The sequence below is a fragment of the Citrobacter sp. TBCP-5362 genome, from assembly GCF_005406305.1.
In the GTDB taxonomy this organism is placed as follows: Bacteria; Pseudomonadota; Gammaproteobacteria; order Enterobacterales; family Enterobacteriaceae; genus Citrobacter_B; species Citrobacter_B koseri.
Genome location: NZ_CP040234.1, coordinates 3,517,274 through 3,536,573 on the forward strand (window position 1 = coordinate 3,517,274; position 19,300 = coordinate 3,536,573).

Here is a 19,300-nt window from a genome sequence, read left to right on the forward strand (position 1 = left end):
TATGGGGCAATTACGACGCTTCAACCTTCCCCACCTGATTCGTCACTATCGTGTTACTCATGTAATTGAAACAGGTTTTGGTAAAGGTGCATCAAGTGTATATGCCTTACGCTCAGGTGCTGAAGAAGTTTATTCCTGTGAAATCTATAAACCGTTATTTGATGCCGCGCCAAAAATAGACAATCTGCATCTGTACAATGAAGACAGTCTGACATTTTTGTCCCATGAAGAAATTAAACGCACTCTTTTCATCAAGCGCGCCGTTGTTTTTCTGGATGCACACTTCCCCGGCGCAGATTTTAAATTCGAGGACTACCAGAGCAATAAATACAATGAGGAAACGCGCCTTCCTCTGCTCAATGAGTTACGCCAGCTAAAAGAATTTGCGGATAATGCGCTGATTATTATTGATGATAGCCGTATCTATCTTCGCGTTATGCATGAGGCCACCGGCTGCAAAGCGCTCCCTCCTCCCACAGAAGACGCTGAGAACGCGTTTCTGGAAGCGCTTGAGGCCTATAGCGGGACGCATATCATCAAACATTACCCCGATGACCAGGGCTACGTTGTACTTTGGCCTAAAAGCTGGCGAGAATTCGGCGTTAACACCCATATTCTGGCAGGAGACCGGACTGCCGCCCCCGTATTTCGAACGGGGATACCAGGATCAACCTGTATGTCAATTAACAGGCGATTGCTTGATGCGCGTTTCAGTACTCGCTGGCTGTCAGGAAAAGGTCTGGATATTGGCGGCGGCGATGACAGTATTGCGTTGTATCAAAGCCTGTTTCCTTTAATCCAATCAATAACCGTATTCGATCTTCAACAAGGTGACGCGCAGTATTTAGCCAGAGTACCGGATAACGAATTTGATTTCGTTTATTCAGGGCATTGCCTGGAGCATGTTATGGACCCCTACGTCGCGCTGCCTCATTGGTTAAGGGTCGTAAAACCCGGCGGTCATCTGGTTTTAACCATTCCAGACGAAGATTTATACGAGCAAGGCGTTTGGCCATCAACCTTCAACGACGATCATAAACATACTTTTACGCCCTTTAAGCATAGGAGCTGGTCGCCTGTTTCCGTCAACGTATTATCGTTATTACAAACCCTGCCAGGGAACTTCAGCATTGAGAAAATAGAGAGGCTGAATCATAGCCATTTAAAAGGTATGCCTCGATTCGATCAAACGCGGACGGCGTTTGCTGAATCCGCAATTGAGATAATCATCCAAAAGCTGAAATCATAGCAACAGGGAGAGTAGCCAATGAATCACCCTGTCGTATCGATTATTTTGCCGGTCTACAATGTCAGCGCATACCTTGAGCGCTGCCTTGATTCACTCGTTGCACAGACCTGGCGGCATCTGGAAATTATCGCGGTTAATGACGGTTCGACAGATAACTCCCGGGATATTCTGGCGCGTTATCAGAACCGTCTGCCGGGTATGCGTATTGTTGACCAGGAAAACAGAGGACTTGCCGAGGCCCGCAACGCCGCGTTAGCAAGCGCATCAGGTGAATATATTTATTGCCTGGACTCTGACGATCATATCGCTTCGGATGGTATCGAAACCATTGTGCGCGAAATGGAAAAGCATCACCTGGATGTCCTGTTTTTCTCCACCCATCTGGAATTTCACCTGCACCATATCAGCAACAATATGGTTTCCGGGTATTATCAACGGCCGCGTAATCTGATTAATAAAACATTTCATGCCGAAACGTTCTTTAATCACTGCATTACCGAACGCGCCCGAACAGGACACGGTTACTCCGTTGTGGTCTGGGGATATGCCTGGCGGCGAAAAACGTATGCTCATATGCGGTTTAAGACACCGTTTTTTGAGGATGAATACTTCACCACCGAATTGCTGCTCAGCGTGCCCGACGCAAAAGTAAGGTGCCTTGCCGACAGACTGTATTTCCATACCATTCGTAACGGCTCAATCACCACTTCCAGCAGCAAAGCAAAACGCGCGCTGGCTATCCTTGATACCTTCCGACTGCTGCTTCCCCGGGCCGGAAATATCAGCAATCCCCAAACCGTACAATGTTTAAACCGATATACGGGTATGCTATATCAGGATGCGATAATCCGTAATTTGCCCGAAACGCTGCCTTTATTTTCCGCACAGAAGATGATTCACTATCTGGCATCCATTTTTCATGAACTGTATGTAGACACGCCAACAGAGAATGGGCTTGTGTTGCTGCATGCCTTGATTAACCAAATTGCTCGCGACAGCAATATTATTGATGAGAGCGAATTCATCGCGCTATCAGGCAGAATTGAACTGGCGATAAAGAACAAAAGAAGAATATTAGCCGAAGGTTTTTAGTCTTCATACCACGCTATTTAGCAATACGATTGGCTATGCCGCATAGCCAATCGCTTTTACCAGATATTCCTTCTGGAACCGACACGACAAGAAATAACGTTATTCCTGGAGCGATAAAACAAAACTGACCATTTGGGTATACAGCATCGTCGGTTCATATTGTCGCAGACAACGGAAAGGGGTTTTATGAACGCACCAGTTTGCAAATTCCTGAGTCGTCGGCACATCAAAAGGGCGTTTAAGCACGGTGGTGAAAATGACATCGTTCATTAGCAAACGCGCACATGGCCCATGACTACAGGCAAGATCAATTCCCATACAACGCCAGCCCGCTTCCCCACGGCGAAACGGCAACCGGTGTTCCGCCGCCACGGTTGAATAGAGGGCTACCACAGGGAGATCTGTTGCCGCCGCAAGCATGACCGGCCCTGAATCACAGGAAACCAGCATGTTCGCTCGCTGCATAAGCGCAACCGTTTCCAGCGCTGAAAAGCGGTCAATAGCATTGATAACCCCGGCCGGATACGCTTCCGCCATCGATTTTCCCGCCTCAGAGTTGTTATTGCTCCCAATGAACACAACTTGCCACCCCGTTTGCAGCCACATTTGCGCCAGCTCATGCCAGTTATTTTGCGGCCAGGTCCGGTTTGGGTGCCCAATATTAGGGTGCATTAATAACACCGGCGCGTTCTCTAATTTATGTTGCTGCCAGAACGCGTCAACGGCACTGTGGGCAGATTCTGGAATGACCAAATCGAGGTGTTTATCCGCTGCGGACGCCTCAAGCCCTGCCTGCGCGAGAAAAGCATCGATCATATGTAGCGGTCTGAGCGCATGGGCCCAATGCGTAAAGTCAAAGAGTCGCCCTTGCGCCTGCGCCCGCTGAATGCATTGATGCTGCTCCGCATTAAGAGAGTCCACCGGCCAGACCTCGCTGATATGCGGGCATGCCCGCGCCAGCGCGCTAAAGTGCGGCTGGCTCAACATAATGATGCTCGCGCCTGTTTTATTTTTGATGGCTCTGCACGCTGCCAGGAGATACAGGGTATCTCCCATTGCAGCATTAAGATGTAAATAAACAGTATCCATATGATTTATTACAACAGCGACAACCCGCACAGCAGGCTGTAGTCAGAGGTATGCGCCGCATTCGCGGAGAACGGATTCTGCTGCTGCCACCCCTTCAGCGCGTTAATCAGCAGCACGACATCATCCTGCGTCAGCGCTCCCTGTTCGCGGCGGATTGCGCACAGCATTTTGATCTGGAAGAACTGGTTGGCCAGCCCCAGTAGCGCCTCACCGTAATTGGTGCATTGAATGCCGGGGAATACATCGTTATACAGTTGATAAATCAGCGCATTACGCAGGATATGCGGCTGTTCATCAAACAGTGGAATGGTTGACCAGAGCGATTCCAGTTGCTGAAGACGATCCGCCAGCCGCGCTGGCTGCATCACCGACAGCTCGCTCATTTTCAGCGCCACGCTCATTTTTTCAGTCAGCGGCAGATTCAGATTCAGGCGTACCCGGCCCATCTCTTTTAGCGCGGCAATGCGGTTTTCAGCAATCGGAGGCAACAGCGCAAATTGCTGTGTCAGCACGCCCTGCTCTGCCAGCATCGCCAGTTGCTCTCCCATAGAGGACAGCAGGGCCGGATCGTGCTCGCCGCCGTCCAGATACTGCTGCGCCTTACTCAGCAAAACGCCGATCGCATACAGGCTGCCTTCCAGCGACAGCGCAGGATGTACCGCCAGGTTAATACATTGCTGGTTCAGGGTTTCGCTCCAGGCGGATAACTCATCTTCGCCCTGCGCCTCCCCTTGCGAGGTGTGCAGGATAAAGGCCTCCGGGTTAAGCAGCATCTCTCTGGCCGCCGCTTCACAGGTGATATCCAGACTTTCACGCTGCTGGTTTTTCAGCTTCACGCTAATACGCGGCCAGTTTTGCTGCGCATGCTGGCAAGCCGGGCACTGGCACGGGGTTTCTCGCGCATCAAAGCGTGACACAAATTCAGGTTGGTAATGTTCTATCAGTTCCATGTTTGCTCTCTCCAGGCGTATTCTGGCCTGCGGTTAGCGGTGTTTACGGAAAAACCAGTGCGTACAATCGATGATTTCGCCACTTTTAGGGTCCGGGTGATGTTGCAGGAAGGCAAAGCTCGGGCTGAATCCCAGCCACAAATCCCCCTTATTCATTAATGCCGCCCAGCAGCGATCCAGGCTTGCCGGGTAGTCCATCGCCTGGCGATAGGCGTCCAGCAGGGCATCGTAATAACCTGCGTTAACGGCATACGCGCAGCCGCAGCCCGCGTTATAGATCCGCGCTACGCCCTTCAATGACTGGGTGAGCGTAAAGTTTTCATAGCGCCCGCCGAGCAGAAGCACCTGCCAGTTAAGCTGGTTCAGGCCATTCAGCAGCTTGTTGATGTCGTTAACGGCGTTCTCTTTTTTGACGAACTGCACGTCGGCATCCAGCAGCAGCACATTTTTCCAGCCTTCTTTCTGCGCCCGCTCAAGCACCTGGCAGTGCGTTGCCAGTTCCGCCCGTTCCGCCGACGCCTCCGCGTTTTTCGCTACCGGCCAGATCTGTTCGCCGCGCAGGCCAAAATCCAGTAAAGCCTCGCAGCGACGGGCCAGCTCCGCCTCTTTTGCCGGGTCGTAGAGCACCGCCACCTTTTCAAAAGCCTGCCAGTTCACCTGAACATTCAGCGGCGCATGACTCAGTCGACGGTAGTGCGCCAGCAAGTTCGCGTCATCGACAATGTCTTCCAGCGTCAGATCCACCGGCGTGGAGCTGCCCATGATGAAATCTTTGTCATAGGTATTGCTGCTGTGCGAAATACAGAGAATGGCGCGCTTCGGATCTATCTGGTGAACCGGCGTGGTAAAGCCTTTCAGGAATCCCGTCTCTTCCGCTTTTGTCGCATCGTCGTCATAACGATTTTTTTTCAACAAATTGCGGTGATACCCAAAAGTGCCGTTCAGCGCATGTCTCGGCCCGAAAGGGTGCGTGATATAGATTTTGTCCAGATGGCTGTACCAGATATAAATCTGATCGCTGCCGGAGAACAGCGCGTTGCTGGCCTGCATCTGCGCCACCTGCCAGGAAATTTTATCCGGCGGGTAATAATCGTCATCGTCAAAACACAGGATGTACTCTCCCTGCGCCATCGCATTGAGCATGTTACGTTTTTGCCCCAATACCAGACGCGCTTCACTGTGGACATAACGCACGTTGGGCTGCGACGGGTCCGTCATCATCTCAATCAGATCGGCATTGCTGACCGGAGAATCATCCAGAATAATCAGTTCGCGTTTGTCGGCCGGATAGTCCTGGTACTGCCAGATATACAGCAGATACGGCAGGAACTCGCGTCGGTTATACGTCGGGCAGACGACGCTAACGAACGGCGTGCTGTGAACGCGCGCCGTCTGCTGACGGTGAATCAGCGTCCCCATCAGAGAACGCGAAGACGTTTGCGGGAAACCCGGTTTGTTTCTTTTCATAGCGCTATCGTTGACGAATCAGACGTTGTTGACGCAGCCAGCACTGGGCAGAGAGCGAATCGGTCATTTTCTGTTCCCGACGGTTGATTTCAGCCTGCCGGTCAGCGCGTTTAGCGTCGAGAACCAGCTCAATGCTTTTTTCCCGCTTCGCCTCCGCCAGCAGGTTGCCCTGAATTTTTTGCGCTTCCAGGTGCGCCAGCGCCTGCTCCTGTTTTTGCCAGTCGATAATGCGTTGAATGTTATGTTTATATTTCGACTGGTTAATCATCATGGCCGCACTGTTGGCGCTCTGAGACACCAGACCCGCAGCAAGTGACGTCAGCGTATCGATATTTTTCTCAAACCGTTGGCACAGCTGGTTTTGCGATGCCAGCTTCGTGCTTAAGTCTTCTACCGCGCGGGCGCGCAGCAGGTGAAGTTGCTCAAGCGTAGAAATCAGTTTGCTCATCGTGCATTACCCTGCCTGCGCCAGGGCGCACAGATCGCTGATTGTCGGCTCAAGCAGCGCGGCATCCTGGACTTCCTGTTGTAAGAATTGATTGATCGCGGGCGAAAGACGTACCGCTCTGTCTGCCAGCGGATCGGCGCCTGCAACGTATCCCCCCAGCGGGATCAGCGGTTTAATACTTTGGTATTCGGCATACAGCTGTTTCAGCGTGCGGGCGGCGAGCTGGTGCTCACGCTCCGTCACCTGACTCATACAGCGGCTGATAGACTGGCCGACATCAATCGCCGGATAATGCCCGGCCTCGGCAAGGTGGCGCGAAAGCACGATATGCCCGTCAAGCACCGCGCGGGCGCAGTCCACAATCGGATCTTGCTGATCGTCCCCTTCCGCCAGCACCGTATAGATCGCGGTCATCGATCCCTCGCTTTCGCTGTTTCCGGCGCTTTCAACCAGCCGCGGGATCATCCCAAACGCCGACGGCGGATAGCCTTTGGTCGCAGGCGGTTCGCCAAGCGACAGGGCGATTTCGCGCTGCGCCATCGCGTAACGCGTGAGGGAATCTACCAGCAGCAGAACGTCTTTCCCTTTATCGCGGTAATAGCCAGCAATGGTGTGGCATAACTCGGTGGCTTTGATGCGCATCAGCGGCGATTCATCCGCTGGCGCGGCGACAATCACCGACTTCGCCAGCCCTTCAGCCTGCAAAGCATTTTCAATAAACTCTTTGACTTCACGGCCTCGCTCGCCGATCAGCCCTACCACCACGACTTCCGCCCGGGTGTAACGCGTGATCATGCCGAGCAGAACGCTTTTACCGACGCCGCTGCCCGCCATCAGCCCGACGCGCTGGCCTTTACCGATAGTCAGCAAGCCGTTGATGGCGCGAACGCCAACGTCCAGCGGCGCATGAACAGGCTGACGCTTAAGCGGATGCACCTGCGGAAGCTGCTGCGCTAACAGCGTATCTCCGCCGAGCTTTCCTTTATTATCAAGAGGTTCGCCAAGACCGTTTACCACGCGTCCCAGCCACTGATCGCCGATCATAACCCCTTCAGTTTTGCCTGCGGGAAACACGCGTGCGCCAGCGATCAGGCCAGAGGGATGCTTGAAGGGCATCAGGTAGGTCACGTCACGATCAAAGCCAACCACCTGCGCATCCATCATCTCCTGATCGACGCTTTCAACATGGCACATCTGCCCTACCGCCAGACGACAACCGACGCACTCCAGCAGAATGCCGTTGACCCTGACCAACCTCCCGGCGACGCGCGCCAGATCGATCTGCTCGATAGAGCGCAGCGCCTCTTCAAAATCAAGGCTGCTCATGCGGCGATTCCGGCAGCAAACTGTTTTTCAGTACATCTACGCACTGATCGAGACGGTGCTGACAGCCCACATCCATCTCCGTGGTATCGGTGATAACGCGGCACTCTCCCGGCTCCAGAGAAGGATCGGCAACCAGTCCCCACTCACGCGCTTTCTCCGGTTCGGCCTCGCTGATGCGCATAAATTCTTCGCTGTTCAGCTGAACACGCACCTGCTCCGGCTGATGCGGCAGGCTGGTCAACGCCTCTTCCACCAGCGCCAGCAGTTGCGTCGGGTGCAACGCCAGTTCACAGCGGATCACCTGACGGGTCACTTTTTCCACCAGTTGCAGCAACTCTTCGCGGCGACGCTGCTCGTAACGCTCCAGGTAGTTCTGCACCTCTGCGGTCAGGCGCTCAAACGGGGCGGCGGCGTCCAGGAACTGTTGACGCGCCTGCTGTTTACCTTCAATCAGCCCTTTGCGCATCCCTTCGTCAAAACCAAGACGAATGCCTTCCTGGTAGCCCTCTTCCCGGCCTTCTTCCATCCCCTGGGCAAACCCCCGGTTCATCCCTTCCTGGAACCCCTCTTTTACCTGTAACTGGTAGTCGGCGGGGTCCAGCGTCGGTGCGGCGTCTTCATCAGCGACAACACCGGCAGGCATCCTGCGATTACGCAGGGGCGGGAAGCGGTATAAGCGCGGCTTAACCACCGCCTGGCGGCTGGCGGTCAGGGCATCCAGCGGTAAACTCCGTTTCTTGAACATGGTTTACTCCACCGTCTGCTCGGCAAACAGTTGCACCTGAATTTCACCTTCTTCAGCCAGCTGGCGCACAACCTGCATGATCTCTTTGCGCACCTGCTCTATACGGCTGATCGGCACTGGCCCCAGGCGGGTTGTGGTGCTTTGCAGCAGCGTGACCTGGCGTTTCGGCATCACGTTAAAGATGGCCTGACGCAGAACCGGCTCCGTCCCTTTCAGGGCTACCGCCCACTCTTCGATCGGGATTTCATCCATCAGACGCTGCAACGTCACCGGCGTCTGACGACTGAGAATGTAGAACTCGTACATCTCGTCTTTCAGATCTTCGACCACTTTCTCGTCGCGCTCGCGCAGTTGATCCAGCAGCTGTTGCTGATTGCTGGGGATACGGTTAACGATGTTGGCGGCATGTTTGAGGCCAATCACTTTTGAACCATGCTCGGAAAGCACCGCGACGCCGCGATCGATCAGTCTGTCCAGTTCGTCGATAACGTCACGGTTGATGTCGTCCAGACGCGCGACGCGATAGATAATTTCATCCTGCCGTTCTTGCGGCAGAACGCTTAACACGCTGGCGGCAATATCCGGCGGCAGGAAGGCGAGAAAAACGGCCTGGAGCTGGAGATGTTCCTGCTCAATCAATGCCGCCAGCTGTGGGATATCGACCCATTGCAGGCGTGCCATACGGTAGCGAATTTCATCGCCGTAGATACCGTTGATCACGCTGCGGGCAATCTCACCGCCCAACGCTTTTTCCAGAATGCTGCGCAGATACGTGCGTGAGGCGCCGTTGATCCCGCTTTGTTCACGGTAATCAGAGAAAAAATTGTTCATTGCCAGACGCGCCTGATGCACCTTCACATCATGGAGACGCGCCATCGTTTCGCTCAACAACATAACCTCTTCGCGGTTCAGCTTCTGCATCACCTGCGCGGCGGCCTCTTCGCCTACGCTCATCAGCAGGATCGCCGCCTGCTCCAGACGGCTACGCCCGGCTGAGGCTGAGTGGTTTTTATCATTCCGGCTTACTGTTGCTTCGGTCATTGCTGTTGATCCATTGTTTCAGTACTTCTGCTACGCGCTCGGTTTCGCTCTGGGCCAACAGCTGGAGGAATTCCACTTTGGCTTCCAGGCCGGAGCTTTGCGGCGGCAGCAGATCTTCATTATTGTTGAACGCCGCTTTCGACAGGCTGGCGAACTCGTCATCGTTCATCACCACCCCATTGTCAGGCGCTTCCAGCTCTTTCTTCGTCGCCTCGCCATCAAGGGTGATCGGGTCGCGACGTCCAAAGCGCTGTACCAGCGGGCGAACGCCAAACAGCAATGTCAGCAAGGCCAGCAGCCCAATTCCGCCATTCTGTCCCCAGTACTGCATGGAAGGGTCCTGCCACCATTTCAGGTCTGGCATGACATCGTCTGCCGGGGCCGTGAAGGTCAGAACATCCAGCGTTAAGGCATCGCCGCGCGCTTTTTCGATACCCGCCGCGCTTTCCACCAGGCGCGTCATCGACGTCAGTTGTTCCGGCGTAATTTTCGCCAGCGCAGGAGCGGCCTGGTTCAGCACCACCGCGACACTCAGTTTTTCCAGCTTGTAACCCGGGTGGCGGATATGGCGAATATCACGATCAAACGCGTATTTACGCTGTTCCTGGCTGCGGCTGGAAAGCGAGCGCGGGTCGGTGTTATTCGCGGCGTTTGCAGCGGGCGGATTGCCCTCCGCCGGGTTGGCGGGAGCCTGCGGCGTCGGGTTGACCGGACGGTTACTCAGCGAGCCGGGAATGCCAAACGCCATTTCATTGGTGGTGTTTTCCTGGCTCAGTTGTTCATCGCTGACGCGCGGATCTTTACCCAGCCGTTCCTGAGTCTCTTCCACACGGCTTAAATCTACGGTCGGCGCGACGCTGATACGGAAGTTGCCCGGCCCCACTAACGACGTCAGCAGGCTGGTGATATTTTTCGTGGTATCCTCGCGAATGCGCTGCATGACGTCATCGCCCATGCGCTTGCTCGCCATGCCGCCATCTGGGCCTTCGATGCCGTCAGACAACAAATTACCGCTCTGATCGACCACCCGCACCGCGCCAGGCTGCATACCCGGTACGCTTCCGGCCACCAGTTGAATGACAGAAGCGACCTGCTGCTCATCCAGTTTTCTGCCATAGTGCAGTTGCACCATGACCGATGCGCTGCTGGTCGGTTTGTTGGTCAATACAAAGGAGCTGGACTCGTTAAGCCCAAGATGGACGCGCGCGTTTTCCACGGGGTCCAGCGCCATGATGCTCTTCGCCAGTTCCCCTTCCAGGCTACGTTTGTAACGGACATTCTGAATAAACTGGCTGCTGCCGAGCATCTCTTCTTTGTCCATCAACTCGTAGCCATCGGGCGTCGCCGCGCTGATGCCTTTTGCCGCCAGCGCCATTCGCGCCTGCGGCAGTTTGCTTTCGCTCACCAGAATCTGGCCATTGTCCGGGTTAATGCGGTAAGCGATGTTTTCTGCCCCCAGAACGTCCACCACCTGTGACACCGGCAGATGTTCCTGCGAACCATAGAGCGCGACATAACCCTGATTGCGGTTCCACAGCGACAGAATAATCGCGGCCGCCAGCACCACGCCGCCCACAATCGCCATGAGCTGGGGCTTATTCAGACCGGATGGCACCGACACGGAAGGGAGACGACTTTTAATCTTAGTAAGCACGGTTAAAACCTTAGAGCGGAATATTCATTACTTCGTCCAGTGCCGTGGTGAGCTTATTACGCACCTGCATCATGGCCGAAAAAGCCACGCTGGCTTTCTGACTTTCGATCATCGCACCGGCTAAGTCGTCGCTCAGCCCCATATCAATCGCTTTTTGCTTTGCGCCTGCGCTGTGTTGAATCGCATCGACGTTATCGATAGCGTTATTCAGCGCGCCCGCAAAGGAAATCGGTTCACTGACGCCAAACGCGTTACTGGCGGGAGCGATAGTTAAAGAGGCGTCAACCGAACCGGCTGACGCTAATGAAGCGGTTTGCTGCATTCTGTTCAGCAACGCCTGGTGTGTCGTGTTAATGCCTGCGGCAGTAATCTTATCCATTCATCAATCCTTCCTGGCCTCAGGAATAACATTCAATATCAATACCCTCGTCGCGCATGGAGGCGAGACGATAACGTAGAGCGCGTGGGGTGATGCCTAAAAACTCTGCGGTTTTGGATTTGTTGCCTTTATGGCGTTTAAGCAGATCGATGATGTACTGGTATTCCGCCAGCCGTCCGTGCAGTTTGACATCGCGGATCGACGGGTTGCCCGTCTCCTGCTCGCGATAGGCAGGCATCATTTCGATAACCGGCGCTTCAGGCTGGGAAGCGCGAACGGCCAGGCCAAAGTCGGCGGCGTGAATCTCTTCGCCGTTGCACAAAATCATGCCGCGCTGAATCACATTCTCCAGTTCACGGACATTACCCGGCCAGTCGTATCTGAGCAGAACGGTACGCGCCTCATCGCTCAGACGCAGATCGCCTTTATGAAAAGCGCGGTATTTAGTGATAAAACGCTGGGCCAATGGCAGGATGTCCTGCCTGCGTTCACGCAGCGGCGTAATATGAATAGGCACGACGGAAATACGGTAGAAAAGATCCTGGCGGAAACGGCCTTCGGCAATTTCCTGCTGCAAATCTTTATTTGTAGAAGCGATCAGGCGAATATCCAACGGAATACGCTTATGGCTTCCCAGACGTTCAACTTCCTGCTCTTGCAATACGCGCAGTAATTTTGCCTGCAACGCCAACGGCATATCGCCAATCTCATCAAGCAGCAGCGTGCCGCCATTAGCCTGCTCAAATTTACCGGCAACGCTCGCAACAGCGCCGGTAAACGCGCCTTTCTCGTAACCAAATAAAATGGCTTCCAGCATACTCTCTGGAATAGCTGCACAGTTAACGCCGACATACGGGGCGTCACTGCCGCAGGCATTCTCGTGAATGTATTTGGCGATACACTCTTTCCCTGTTCCCGTTTCGCCCGTAATCAGTACTGATACATTATACTTAGCAACGCGACGCGCTAACGACATTACGCTAACGCTGGCAGGAGAAACGGCGATAAAGCCATTTCTATTACGATCTTCGCATTCAATGATAATACTCATTTAGGTGTACCAACAGAAAAAACAAAATAAGAAATATGCTGTTCAGCCATTATTCAAAGCATCTTTTAAAAACATCACAAACCCAGTTTGTTAATGGGTTTTTATAAGATGTTAATAAAAATAAACAGTTTTTTTAACTCATGAATCAGGCAACTTTCATAAAGTAAAGGCAGTATACGTAGCGAATAAGAATTGTCTTGTTTTTAATGGGTATTAAAATATTAATCTATAAAAATCAATAAATTAAAAAAGTTATTAATGAGAAAATTCCTAGAGAAATAATGGATTAATAACCCCTGGATGCTTGCAATAGCAGGGTTAAGATTGTCTAATCTACATCCTGACGTAATGTGTGAGAGTTTTCGACAGCGACGTTTCTTCTGTGTTGTTCAAGAGCGACACATAATTTTTAAAACTCAAATACCTCCAGGAAATTTTACGGTTCACGCTACACAACAACCAAAAAGTGGCGTTATTTTTCATCTAAACTTTTGGTAACCCGGAATAATCATGAACCCTGCATCACAGCGAGTCAGAATTCATCAGAGAAAGGATTTACCTTCTCTGGTAAAGCTCGACACCAGTAAACTCGGTCGGCCGTGGCACAAGTTACCCAAGTTGATGAATGACAGTTTTGACATACTTGATGCACGCCTGAGCATTTATTTTCTGAAGAAACTCCGTGTTAATGCCGCGTTGAAGTCGATGACCTTCGCAATCGACCAGCAATATAAGAATGCGCAGGTTTTTTCGACGCCTTACGGAAATGTCGCCTTTGTTATTGATCGCATCTTATTGCTGAACATCCTTCATGATTATTACGGTTTAAGTAAAGACAGCAGCCATGTTGCGCCAGATGAATCGTTGCGCGTGACAAAAACAGAAGAACGCCTGAGAAGTAAACTGGGTCAGGAACTCACGCAACTGGTGATTTGCAAAGAAACCTTTGGCGAAAATCTCGATATTAAGGTCGATTATTCAACGGTCATTAGCCACTGGTCCTGGTGCATTACCTTTACCCTCGAAGGGTACGATCACGGCTCTTTTACCATTCTGCTCGATCACCACCATGTTGATCAGATGCTGGCGATACTCCGTTCGCCAGATGCGGCCGATAGCCGCGCCGTGAAAAGCGTGCCCCTGAGCCCTGCGCAGATAGAACGGTTGTTCGACAGTCTGCCGTTAAAACTGAGCGGGCGTCTGGCCAGCCTGAACCTGACCGTCGCCCAGATTTCCGATATTAAACCCGGGGATATCATCCCCATCGCCATTAACGAACCTTTACCGGTATTTATCGGCAAAGAACAGATTTTTGAGGCTGCTATCGTTGAAGATCGTAGCAAGCTGTTTTTGTGCGATATCTATGATAAGACAACCGAGAAGCAATATGAGTGATTTGCAACACGAGCTAAGCCAGTCTCTTGACCTGGATGACCTGAACCTTAGCGATATGACGCAGGAAGACACCGTCGAAGGGAATATCCGCCTGGATTTGCAGCCTGAAACGCGCAACACCGCGATGACGGATATCCGTAAAATGGCGCTGTTTAGCCGCATTCCCGTGACGCTGACGCTGGAAGTCGCTTCCGTAAATATCTCGCTTGCTGAATTAATGTCAGTCAACAGCGATTCGGTGGTCGAACTGGACAAGATGGCGGGCGAGCCGCTGGACATTAAAGTGAATGGCATTCTGTTTGGTAAAGCAGAAGTGGTGGTGCTCAACGATAAATACGGCCTGCGAATCATTGAATTCAACGCCAAAGAACTCGGTGAGCTCACGCGATGAACCGCTTGTTTAACAGAAGCGGCATCGCTCTGCTGCTCCTGGGTCTGCTTGTCGCACAACCGGCACTGGCTGCAAATGGCGACATTACCCTCTTTAGCACCGCCGCCAACGGCGCAGGTCAGGATTACAACGTTAAAATTGAGATCCTGATCCTGATGACCCTGCTCGGCTTATTGCCGATCATGGTGCTGATGATGACCTGTTTCACCCGCTTCATTATCGTTCTGGCGATTCTGCGCCAGGCGCTCGGGCTGCAACAAAGTCCACCCAATAAAATTCTTACCGGGATTGCGCTGGCGCTGACATTGCTGGTGATGCGCCCGGTCTGGACCACGATTTATACTGACGCCATTGACCCTTTTCAAAAAGATGAAATCACGCTGAAACAGGCGCTGGCGAAGGCGGAAGTGCCGCTGAAGAACTACATGCTGGCCCAGACGAACAATAAAGCGATGGCGCAAATGATGAGCATCGCCGGGATCGAGGGCGATGCGCGCGAGCAGGATCTCACGATCGTGACTCCGGCCTATCTGCTGAGCGAACTGAAAACCGCCTTCCAGATCGGCTTTATGATCTATATCCCCTTCCTGGTGATCGACCTGATTGTCGCCAGTATCTTGATGGCAATGGGGATGATGATGCTCTCGCCGCTGATCGTCTCGCTGCCCTTTAAGCTGATGCTGTTCGTCCTGTGCGATGGCTGGACATTGATCGTCGGTACGCTGGCCTCCAGCGTTCAGGGTCTTTAGCGATGATGAACATGGACACGGCAGGCGACATCATGGCGACCGGCATCCATCTGGTGCTGCTGATTTCCGCCGTCGCCATTATTCCCAGCCTGATTGTCGGGCTGTGCGTCAGTATTTTTCAGGCCACCACGCAAATTAACGAACAGACGCTGAGCTTTCTGCCGCGACTGGTCGTCACCCTGGGCGTGCTGATCTTCGCCGGTAAGTGGATGCTGACGCAACTGGTGGATTTTACGATCCAGATCTTTCACCAGGCGGCGGCGCTGGTCGGTTAAGCGGCGATGGGAATCGATATACAGGCGCTGTTCACGCCGCTGATGGCTCTGGTGCTGCCCTTTTTCCGCATCCTGGCGTTTTTGCAGTTCGCGCCCGTGCTGGACAACCGGGCTTTTTCCCGTCGCATTAAGATTGCCGCAGCGCTGGCGCTGTCGATCATTATCACCCCTATGCTGCCCAATAATGTTGTGCTCAGCGAACTGCTTTCGATGCGCACCGTCTTGCTGATCGGCGAGCAGCTCCTGTGGGGATTCCTGTTCGGCATGGCGCTCCAGCTCGTCTTTGTCACGCTGCAAACCGCCGGGCATATTCTGTCGATGAACATGGGGCTGGGGATGGCGATGATGAACGACCCGGTCAACGGCAGCTCCACTACGGTGATTTCGCAGATCATTTATGTTTTCTGCGCACTGCTCTTTTTCATCATGGATGGGCACCTGCTGCTGGTCACGATTCTGTTCAAAGGCTTTAGCTACTGGCCTATTGGTCAGGCGATTAACCAGCCAACGCTGACGCTGATTGTTCAGGGACTGGGCTGGATTATGGCATCCGCGACGCTTATCGCGCTGCCAACGACGTTCGTCATGCTGATTGTGCAGGGCGGATTTGGCCTGTTAAACCGCGTTTCACCGACGCTGAACCTTTTCTCGCTGGGTTTTCCGATCAGTATGCTGTTTGGGTTGCTCTGTATCTCGATGATGGTGACCAACATTCCTGATCACTATCTCAATCTCACCAATGAAATACTGGCGAAGCTCGACGCCATAAGGGTGCCGTAATGTCCTCCAGCGGCGACAAAAGCGAAAAACCCACCCCCGGAAAACTGCGCAAAGCGCGTGAAAAAGGCGACCTCCCGCGCTCAAAAGATCTGACGATGGCGGCGGGACTGCTGGCGTCGTTTTTCACCCTCGCCGCATTTCTGCCCTATTATCAGCAGTTAATCCGTGAATCGTTTGCCGCTGTCGGTGAAATGGCGGGCAGGCTCGACGATCCCACGGCGCTGAATCAGTTTATGCTGCTGAACGTCTGGGTTGTACTGCGCTTTATCGCAACGCTGATTCCGATTCCGCTGTGCTGCATAGTGGCAAGCCTGGTGCCTGGCGGCTGGATTTTTACCCCCACAAAACTGAAGCCGGATTTTAAAAAGCTCAGCCCCATTAGCGGCATCAAGCGGATGTTTTCCGCCAGCCACTACACGGAAGTCGGCAAGATGCTGCTCAAGTGCGGCATTATTCTTACCGTGTTGTACATGATGGTGCATGACTCCATGCACGCTCTGCTGCACCTGCAACAGCTTTATCTTCGTCAGGCGATCGGACAAGGGTTTGCCATTTTTCGTCACGTCTTCAGCTACTTCATCGCCGTTATCGTCATTTTCGCCCTGCTGGATGTACCGCTCAGTAAGTTCATGTTCACCAAAAAAATGCGCATGACCAAACAGGAAGTGAAAGAAGAGTATAAAAACAATGACGGTAATCCACAGATTAAAGGACGCATCCGCCAGCTTCAGCGTCAGATGGCGATGGGGCAAATCGCACGAACCGTACCAACGGCAGACGTTATCATCACCAACCCGACGCATTACGCCGTTGCGCTGAAATATGATCCACAGCGTGCCGAAGCCCCTTACATCGTTGCTAAAGGAATCGACGATGTTGCGCTCTGGATCCGTGAAGTGGGCGCTAATCACAATATCGAGGTGGTGGAATTTCCGCCGCTGGCGCGGGCAGTTTATTACACCACCCGCGTTAACCAACAGATTCCCACGCAGCTTTTCCGCGCGATTGCCCACGTACTGACCTACGTCATGCAATTAAAATCCTGGCGCGAAGGCAACGTGGAACAAAAGCCCCGCCTGAACAGGCAAATCAACATTCCTCAAGAGGTACTGAAAGCCAATGGCGAACAGTAAATTGCGCAACGCGCTGAGCGTGCTCCGTCAGGGGCAAGTCGGCGTGCCTATTCTGCTTCTCTGCGTGCTGGCAATGGTTATTCTGCCGTTGTCGCCGCTGATGCTGGATATTCTGTTTACCTTTAATATCGTCCTGGCGGTCATCGTGCTGCTGGTATCGGTGAATATGCAGCGTCCGCTGGACTTTGCGATTTTCCCGACGCTGTTGCTGATCACGACGTTAATGCGTCTGACGCTGAACGTCGCCTCTACCCGCGTGGTGTTGCTGCACGGTCATGAAGGCGAAGGCGCGGCGGGTAAGGTCATTGAAGCCTTTGGTCAGGTGGTCATCGGCGGCGATTTCGTCGTCGGTTTCGTGGTGTTTATCATCCTGATGATCATCAACTTCGTGGTAGTCACCAAAGGGGCGGAACGTATTTCCGAGGTTTCCGCGCGCTTTACCCTGGATGCGCTGCCGGGCAAACAGATGGCTATCGACGCCGATCTGAACGCGGGTCTGATTAACCAGCAGCAGGCCCGAAACCGCCGACAGGAAGTATCGAAAGAAGCAGACTTCTACGGTGCGATGGACGGCGCGTCGAAGTTTGTTCGCGGTGACGCCATCGCCGGGATCATGGTGCTGATCATCAACGTGATCGGCGGTATCTGTATCGGTATTTTTAAATACGATCTCGATGCCAGCCACGCGTTCCGCCAGTACGTTCTGCTGACCATTGGTGACGGTCTGGTCGCCCAGATCCCGTCGCTGCTGCTGGCGACTGCCGCAGCGATTATCGTGACCCGCGTCAGCGAAGGCAATGACGTCAGCGATGAGATTAAAATCCAGCTTCTCTCTCGCCCGAAGGTGCTCTATACCGCCGCTTTCGTGATGTTTATTCTCGCGATTGTGCCGGGAATGCCGCACATTGCCTTCCTGAGCTTCACCGCCCTGCTGCTGTTTGCCGCCTGGCGGCAGAGCAAAGCGGTGCAGCCCGCCCAGGAAGAGACGGATATGGAGGCCATCACCGAAGCCATCGCGCCGGATGCGACGCCAGGCGTTTCCTGGGAAAGCATTCCATTGGTGGAGCCCATTGGCCTGAATCTCGGCTATAAACTGGTCACGCTGGTGGATGAGTCGAAGGGCAGTCCGTTGTCACAACGTATACGCGGCGTTCGCCAGGTCATTTCCGAGCACTGCGGCGTACTGCTGCCGGAGATCCGCATCCGGGAAAACTTCCGCCTGAAACCGGCGCAATACGCGATTCATATCAACGGCATTCGTACCGCGATCGGCGAAGTCCAGGCTGAAAAACTGATGGCGATTCCCGGCACTGAATTGTACGGGGAGATCAACGGCATACTGGATACCGACCCCGCTTACGGCATGGCAATTGTCTGGATCGACCCGGAACAAAAGGCGAAAGCGCTGAATCTTGGTTATCAGGTGGTTGACTGCGCGAGCGTGGTGGCGACGCACGTCAACAAGGTCGCCCGCGAACATCTGCCAGATCTGTTTAACTATGACGATATTACCCACCTGCATGCGCGCCTGGCGCTCCAGGCACCAAAGCTGGCGGAGGATTTAAATGCCGCGTTTAGCTACAGTCTGCTGCTGCGCATTTATCGTCAGTTATTGCTGGAGCAGATTTCACTGAAGGATATCGTCACCATCGCGTCCACATTGCTGGAAAGCGTCACCGTGACGAAAGATCCCGTGCTGCTGACCTCCGACGTGCGCTATGCTCTGCGCCGCGCCATCGTTCACACCATTAACGGCGATCGTCAACAACTCGCGGCCTACACCATCGACAGCCAACTGGAGAATATGCTGCTGGGCGCGCTCAACCAGGCGCAGCAGGCCGGAAAAGTGGCGCTGGATAGCTTCCCTGTCGATCCGAACATTCTGACCCAGTTGCAGACGACAATGCCGATGATTTACGAGCAGATGAAGGCGAAAGGGCTGCCGCCACTGCTGCTGGTAACGCCGCAGCTACGTCCGGTGATCTCCCGCTATGGCCGACTGTTCGCCAGCGGGCTGCATATTCTTTCTTATAATGAAGTACCGGATGACGCGGATCTGAACGTCGTAGGGACGCTGGCATAACCG

The 19,300-nt window shown here is 53.4% G+C and carries 19 protein-coding genes; 9 read left to right on the forward strand and 10 right to left on the reverse strand.

The genetic code is table 11. The features are described 5' to 3' along the window. The first annotated feature begins 1 nt into the window (after position 1). Positions 2-1,249 (forward strand): class I SAM-dependent methyltransferase, encoded by a 1,248-nt coding sequence (locus FD428_RS21760; protein ID WP_172958462.1) that lies wholly within the window; start codon positions 2-4, stop codon positions 1,247-1,249. Positions 1,250-1,267: 18 nt separating this feature from the next. Continuing rightward, positions 1,268-2,341: a glycosyltransferase gene (locus FD428_RS16790; protein ID WP_114847677.1), complete on the forward strand. Its 1,074-nt coding sequence runs from the start codon at positions 1,268-1,270 to the stop codon at positions 2,339-2,341. Between the two features lie 99 nt (positions 2,342-2,440). Here the strand turns inward: FD428_RS16790 and FD428_RS16795 are convergent, their stop codons facing one another. The 10 genes from FD428_RS16795 to FD428_RS16840 form a co-directional block, all read right to left on the reverse strand. Then, entirely contained in the window at positions 2,441-3,328 is an 888-nt protein-coding gene (locus FD428_RS16795) for a glycosyltransferase family 9 protein (protein ID WP_160117727.1), read from the reverse strand. A gap of 110 nt (positions 3,329-3,438) precedes the next feature. Further along, positions 3,439-4,380 carry a hypothetical protein gene (locus FD428_RS16800; RefSeq protein ID WP_071259990.1) on the reverse strand — a complete coding sequence of 314 codons (942 nt, stop codon included), beginning with the start codon at positions 4,378-4,380 and terminating at the stop codon, positions 3,439-3,441. 33 nt (positions 4,381-4,413) lie between these two features. Further along, positions 4,414-5,847, reverse strand: a complete 1,434-nt coding sequence (locus FD428_RS16805) for a glycosyltransferase (protein WP_024130631.1) — start codon at positions 5,845-5,847, stop codon at positions 4,414-4,416. 4 nt (positions 5,848-5,851) lie between these two features. Next, complete coding sequence (gene fliJ / locus FD428_RS16810) at positions 5,852-6,295, reverse strand: flagellar export protein FliJ (RefSeq protein WP_049009295.1); 444 nt, start codon at positions 6,293-6,295, stop codon at positions 5,852-5,854. 6 nt (positions 6,296-6,301) lie between these two features. Beyond that, a complete protein-coding gene (gene fliI / locus FD428_RS16815) occupies positions 6,302-7,621 on the reverse strand; it encodes a flagellar protein export ATPase FliI (RefSeq protein WP_058668664.1) in 1,320 nt (439 codons plus the stop codon). Next, on the reverse strand, positions 7,608-8,366 hold the full coding sequence (fliH, locus tag FD428_RS16820) for a flagellar assembly protein FliH (RefSeq protein ID WP_049009546.1): 759 nt from the start codon (positions 8,364-8,366) through the stop codon (positions 7,608-7,610). Before fliH ends, fliI begins: the two co-directional genes overlap by 14 nt. Positions 8,367-8,369: 3 nt before the next feature. After that, a complete protein-coding gene (locus FD428_RS16825) occupies positions 8,370-9,407 on the reverse strand; it encodes a flagellar motor switch protein FliG (RefSeq protein WP_012133715.1) in 1,038 nt (345 codons plus the stop codon). Next, positions 9,379-11,061, reverse strand: a complete 1,683-nt coding sequence (gene fliF, locus FD428_RS16830) for a flagellar basal-body MS-ring/collar protein FliF (protein WP_114847675.1) — start codon at positions 11,059-11,061, stop codon at positions 9,379-9,381. Before fliF ends, FD428_RS16825 begins: the two co-directional genes overlap by 29 nt. A gap of 10 nt (positions 11,062-11,071) precedes the next feature. Continuing rightward, positions 11,072-11,440, reverse strand: a complete 369-nt coding sequence (locus tag FD428_RS16835) for a flagellar hook-basal body complex protein FliE (RefSeq protein ID WP_047458644.1) — start codon at positions 11,438-11,440, stop codon at positions 11,072-11,074. 19 nt (positions 11,441-11,459) lie between these two features. Further along, a complete protein-coding gene (locus FD428_RS16840; protein WP_101743927.1) occupies positions 11,460-12,491 on the reverse strand; it encodes a sigma-54-dependent Fis family transcriptional regulator in 1,032 nt (343 codons plus the stop codon). A gap of 621 nt (positions 12,492-13,112) precedes the next feature. Here FD428_RS16840 and FD428_RS16845 point away from each other — a divergent pair. Genes FD428_RS16845 through FD428_RS16875 form a run of 7 tightly spaced genes read left to right on the forward strand, consistent with a single transcriptional unit; the run spans position 13,113 to position 19,297 of the window. After that, complete coding sequence (locus FD428_RS16845) at positions 13,113-13,886, forward strand: FliM/FliN family flagellar motor switch protein (protein WP_223849117.1); 774 nt, start codon at positions 13,113-13,115, stop codon at positions 13,884-13,886. Beyond that, a complete protein-coding gene (fliN, locus tag FD428_RS16850) occupies positions 13,879-14,277 on the forward strand; it encodes a flagellar motor switch protein FliN (protein WP_012133720.1) in 399 nt (132 codons plus the stop codon). Before FD428_RS16845 ends, fliN begins: the two co-directional genes overlap by 8 nt. Further along, a complete protein-coding gene (gene fliP / locus FD428_RS16855) occupies positions 14,274-15,026 on the forward strand; it encodes a flagellar type III secretion system pore protein FliP (RefSeq protein WP_047458650.1) in 753 nt (250 codons plus the stop codon). Before fliN ends, fliP begins: the two co-directional genes overlap by 4 nt. A 2-nt stretch (positions 15,027-15,028) precedes the next feature. Further along, positions 15,029-15,301, forward strand: a complete 273-nt coding sequence (gene fliQ, locus FD428_RS16860) for a flagellar biosynthesis protein FliQ (protein ID WP_012133722.1) — start codon at positions 15,029-15,031, stop codon at positions 15,299-15,301. Positions 15,302-15,307: 6 nt separating this feature from the next. Further along, positions 15,308-16,081 carry a flagellar biosynthetic protein FliR gene (gene fliR, locus FD428_RS16865; RefSeq protein ID WP_049009537.1) on the forward strand — a complete coding sequence of 258 codons (774 nt, stop codon included), beginning with the start codon at positions 15,308-15,310 and terminating at the stop codon, positions 16,079-16,081. Then, the gene (gene flhB / locus FD428_RS16870; RefSeq protein ID WP_012133724.1) at positions 16,081-17,214 is read left to right on the forward strand and encodes a flagellar biosynthesis protein FlhB; all 1,134 of its coding nucleotides are present in this window, start codon (positions 16,081-16,083) and stop codon (positions 17,212-17,214) included. Before fliR ends, flhB begins: the two co-directional genes overlap by 1 nt. Then, positions 17,201-19,297, forward strand: a complete 2,097-nt coding sequence (locus FD428_RS16875; RefSeq protein WP_047458653.1) for a flagellar biosynthesis protein FlhA — start codon at positions 17,201-17,203, stop codon at positions 19,295-19,297. Before flhB ends, FD428_RS16875 begins: the two co-directional genes overlap by 14 nt. Positions 19,298-19,300 lie beyond the last annotated feature (3 nt).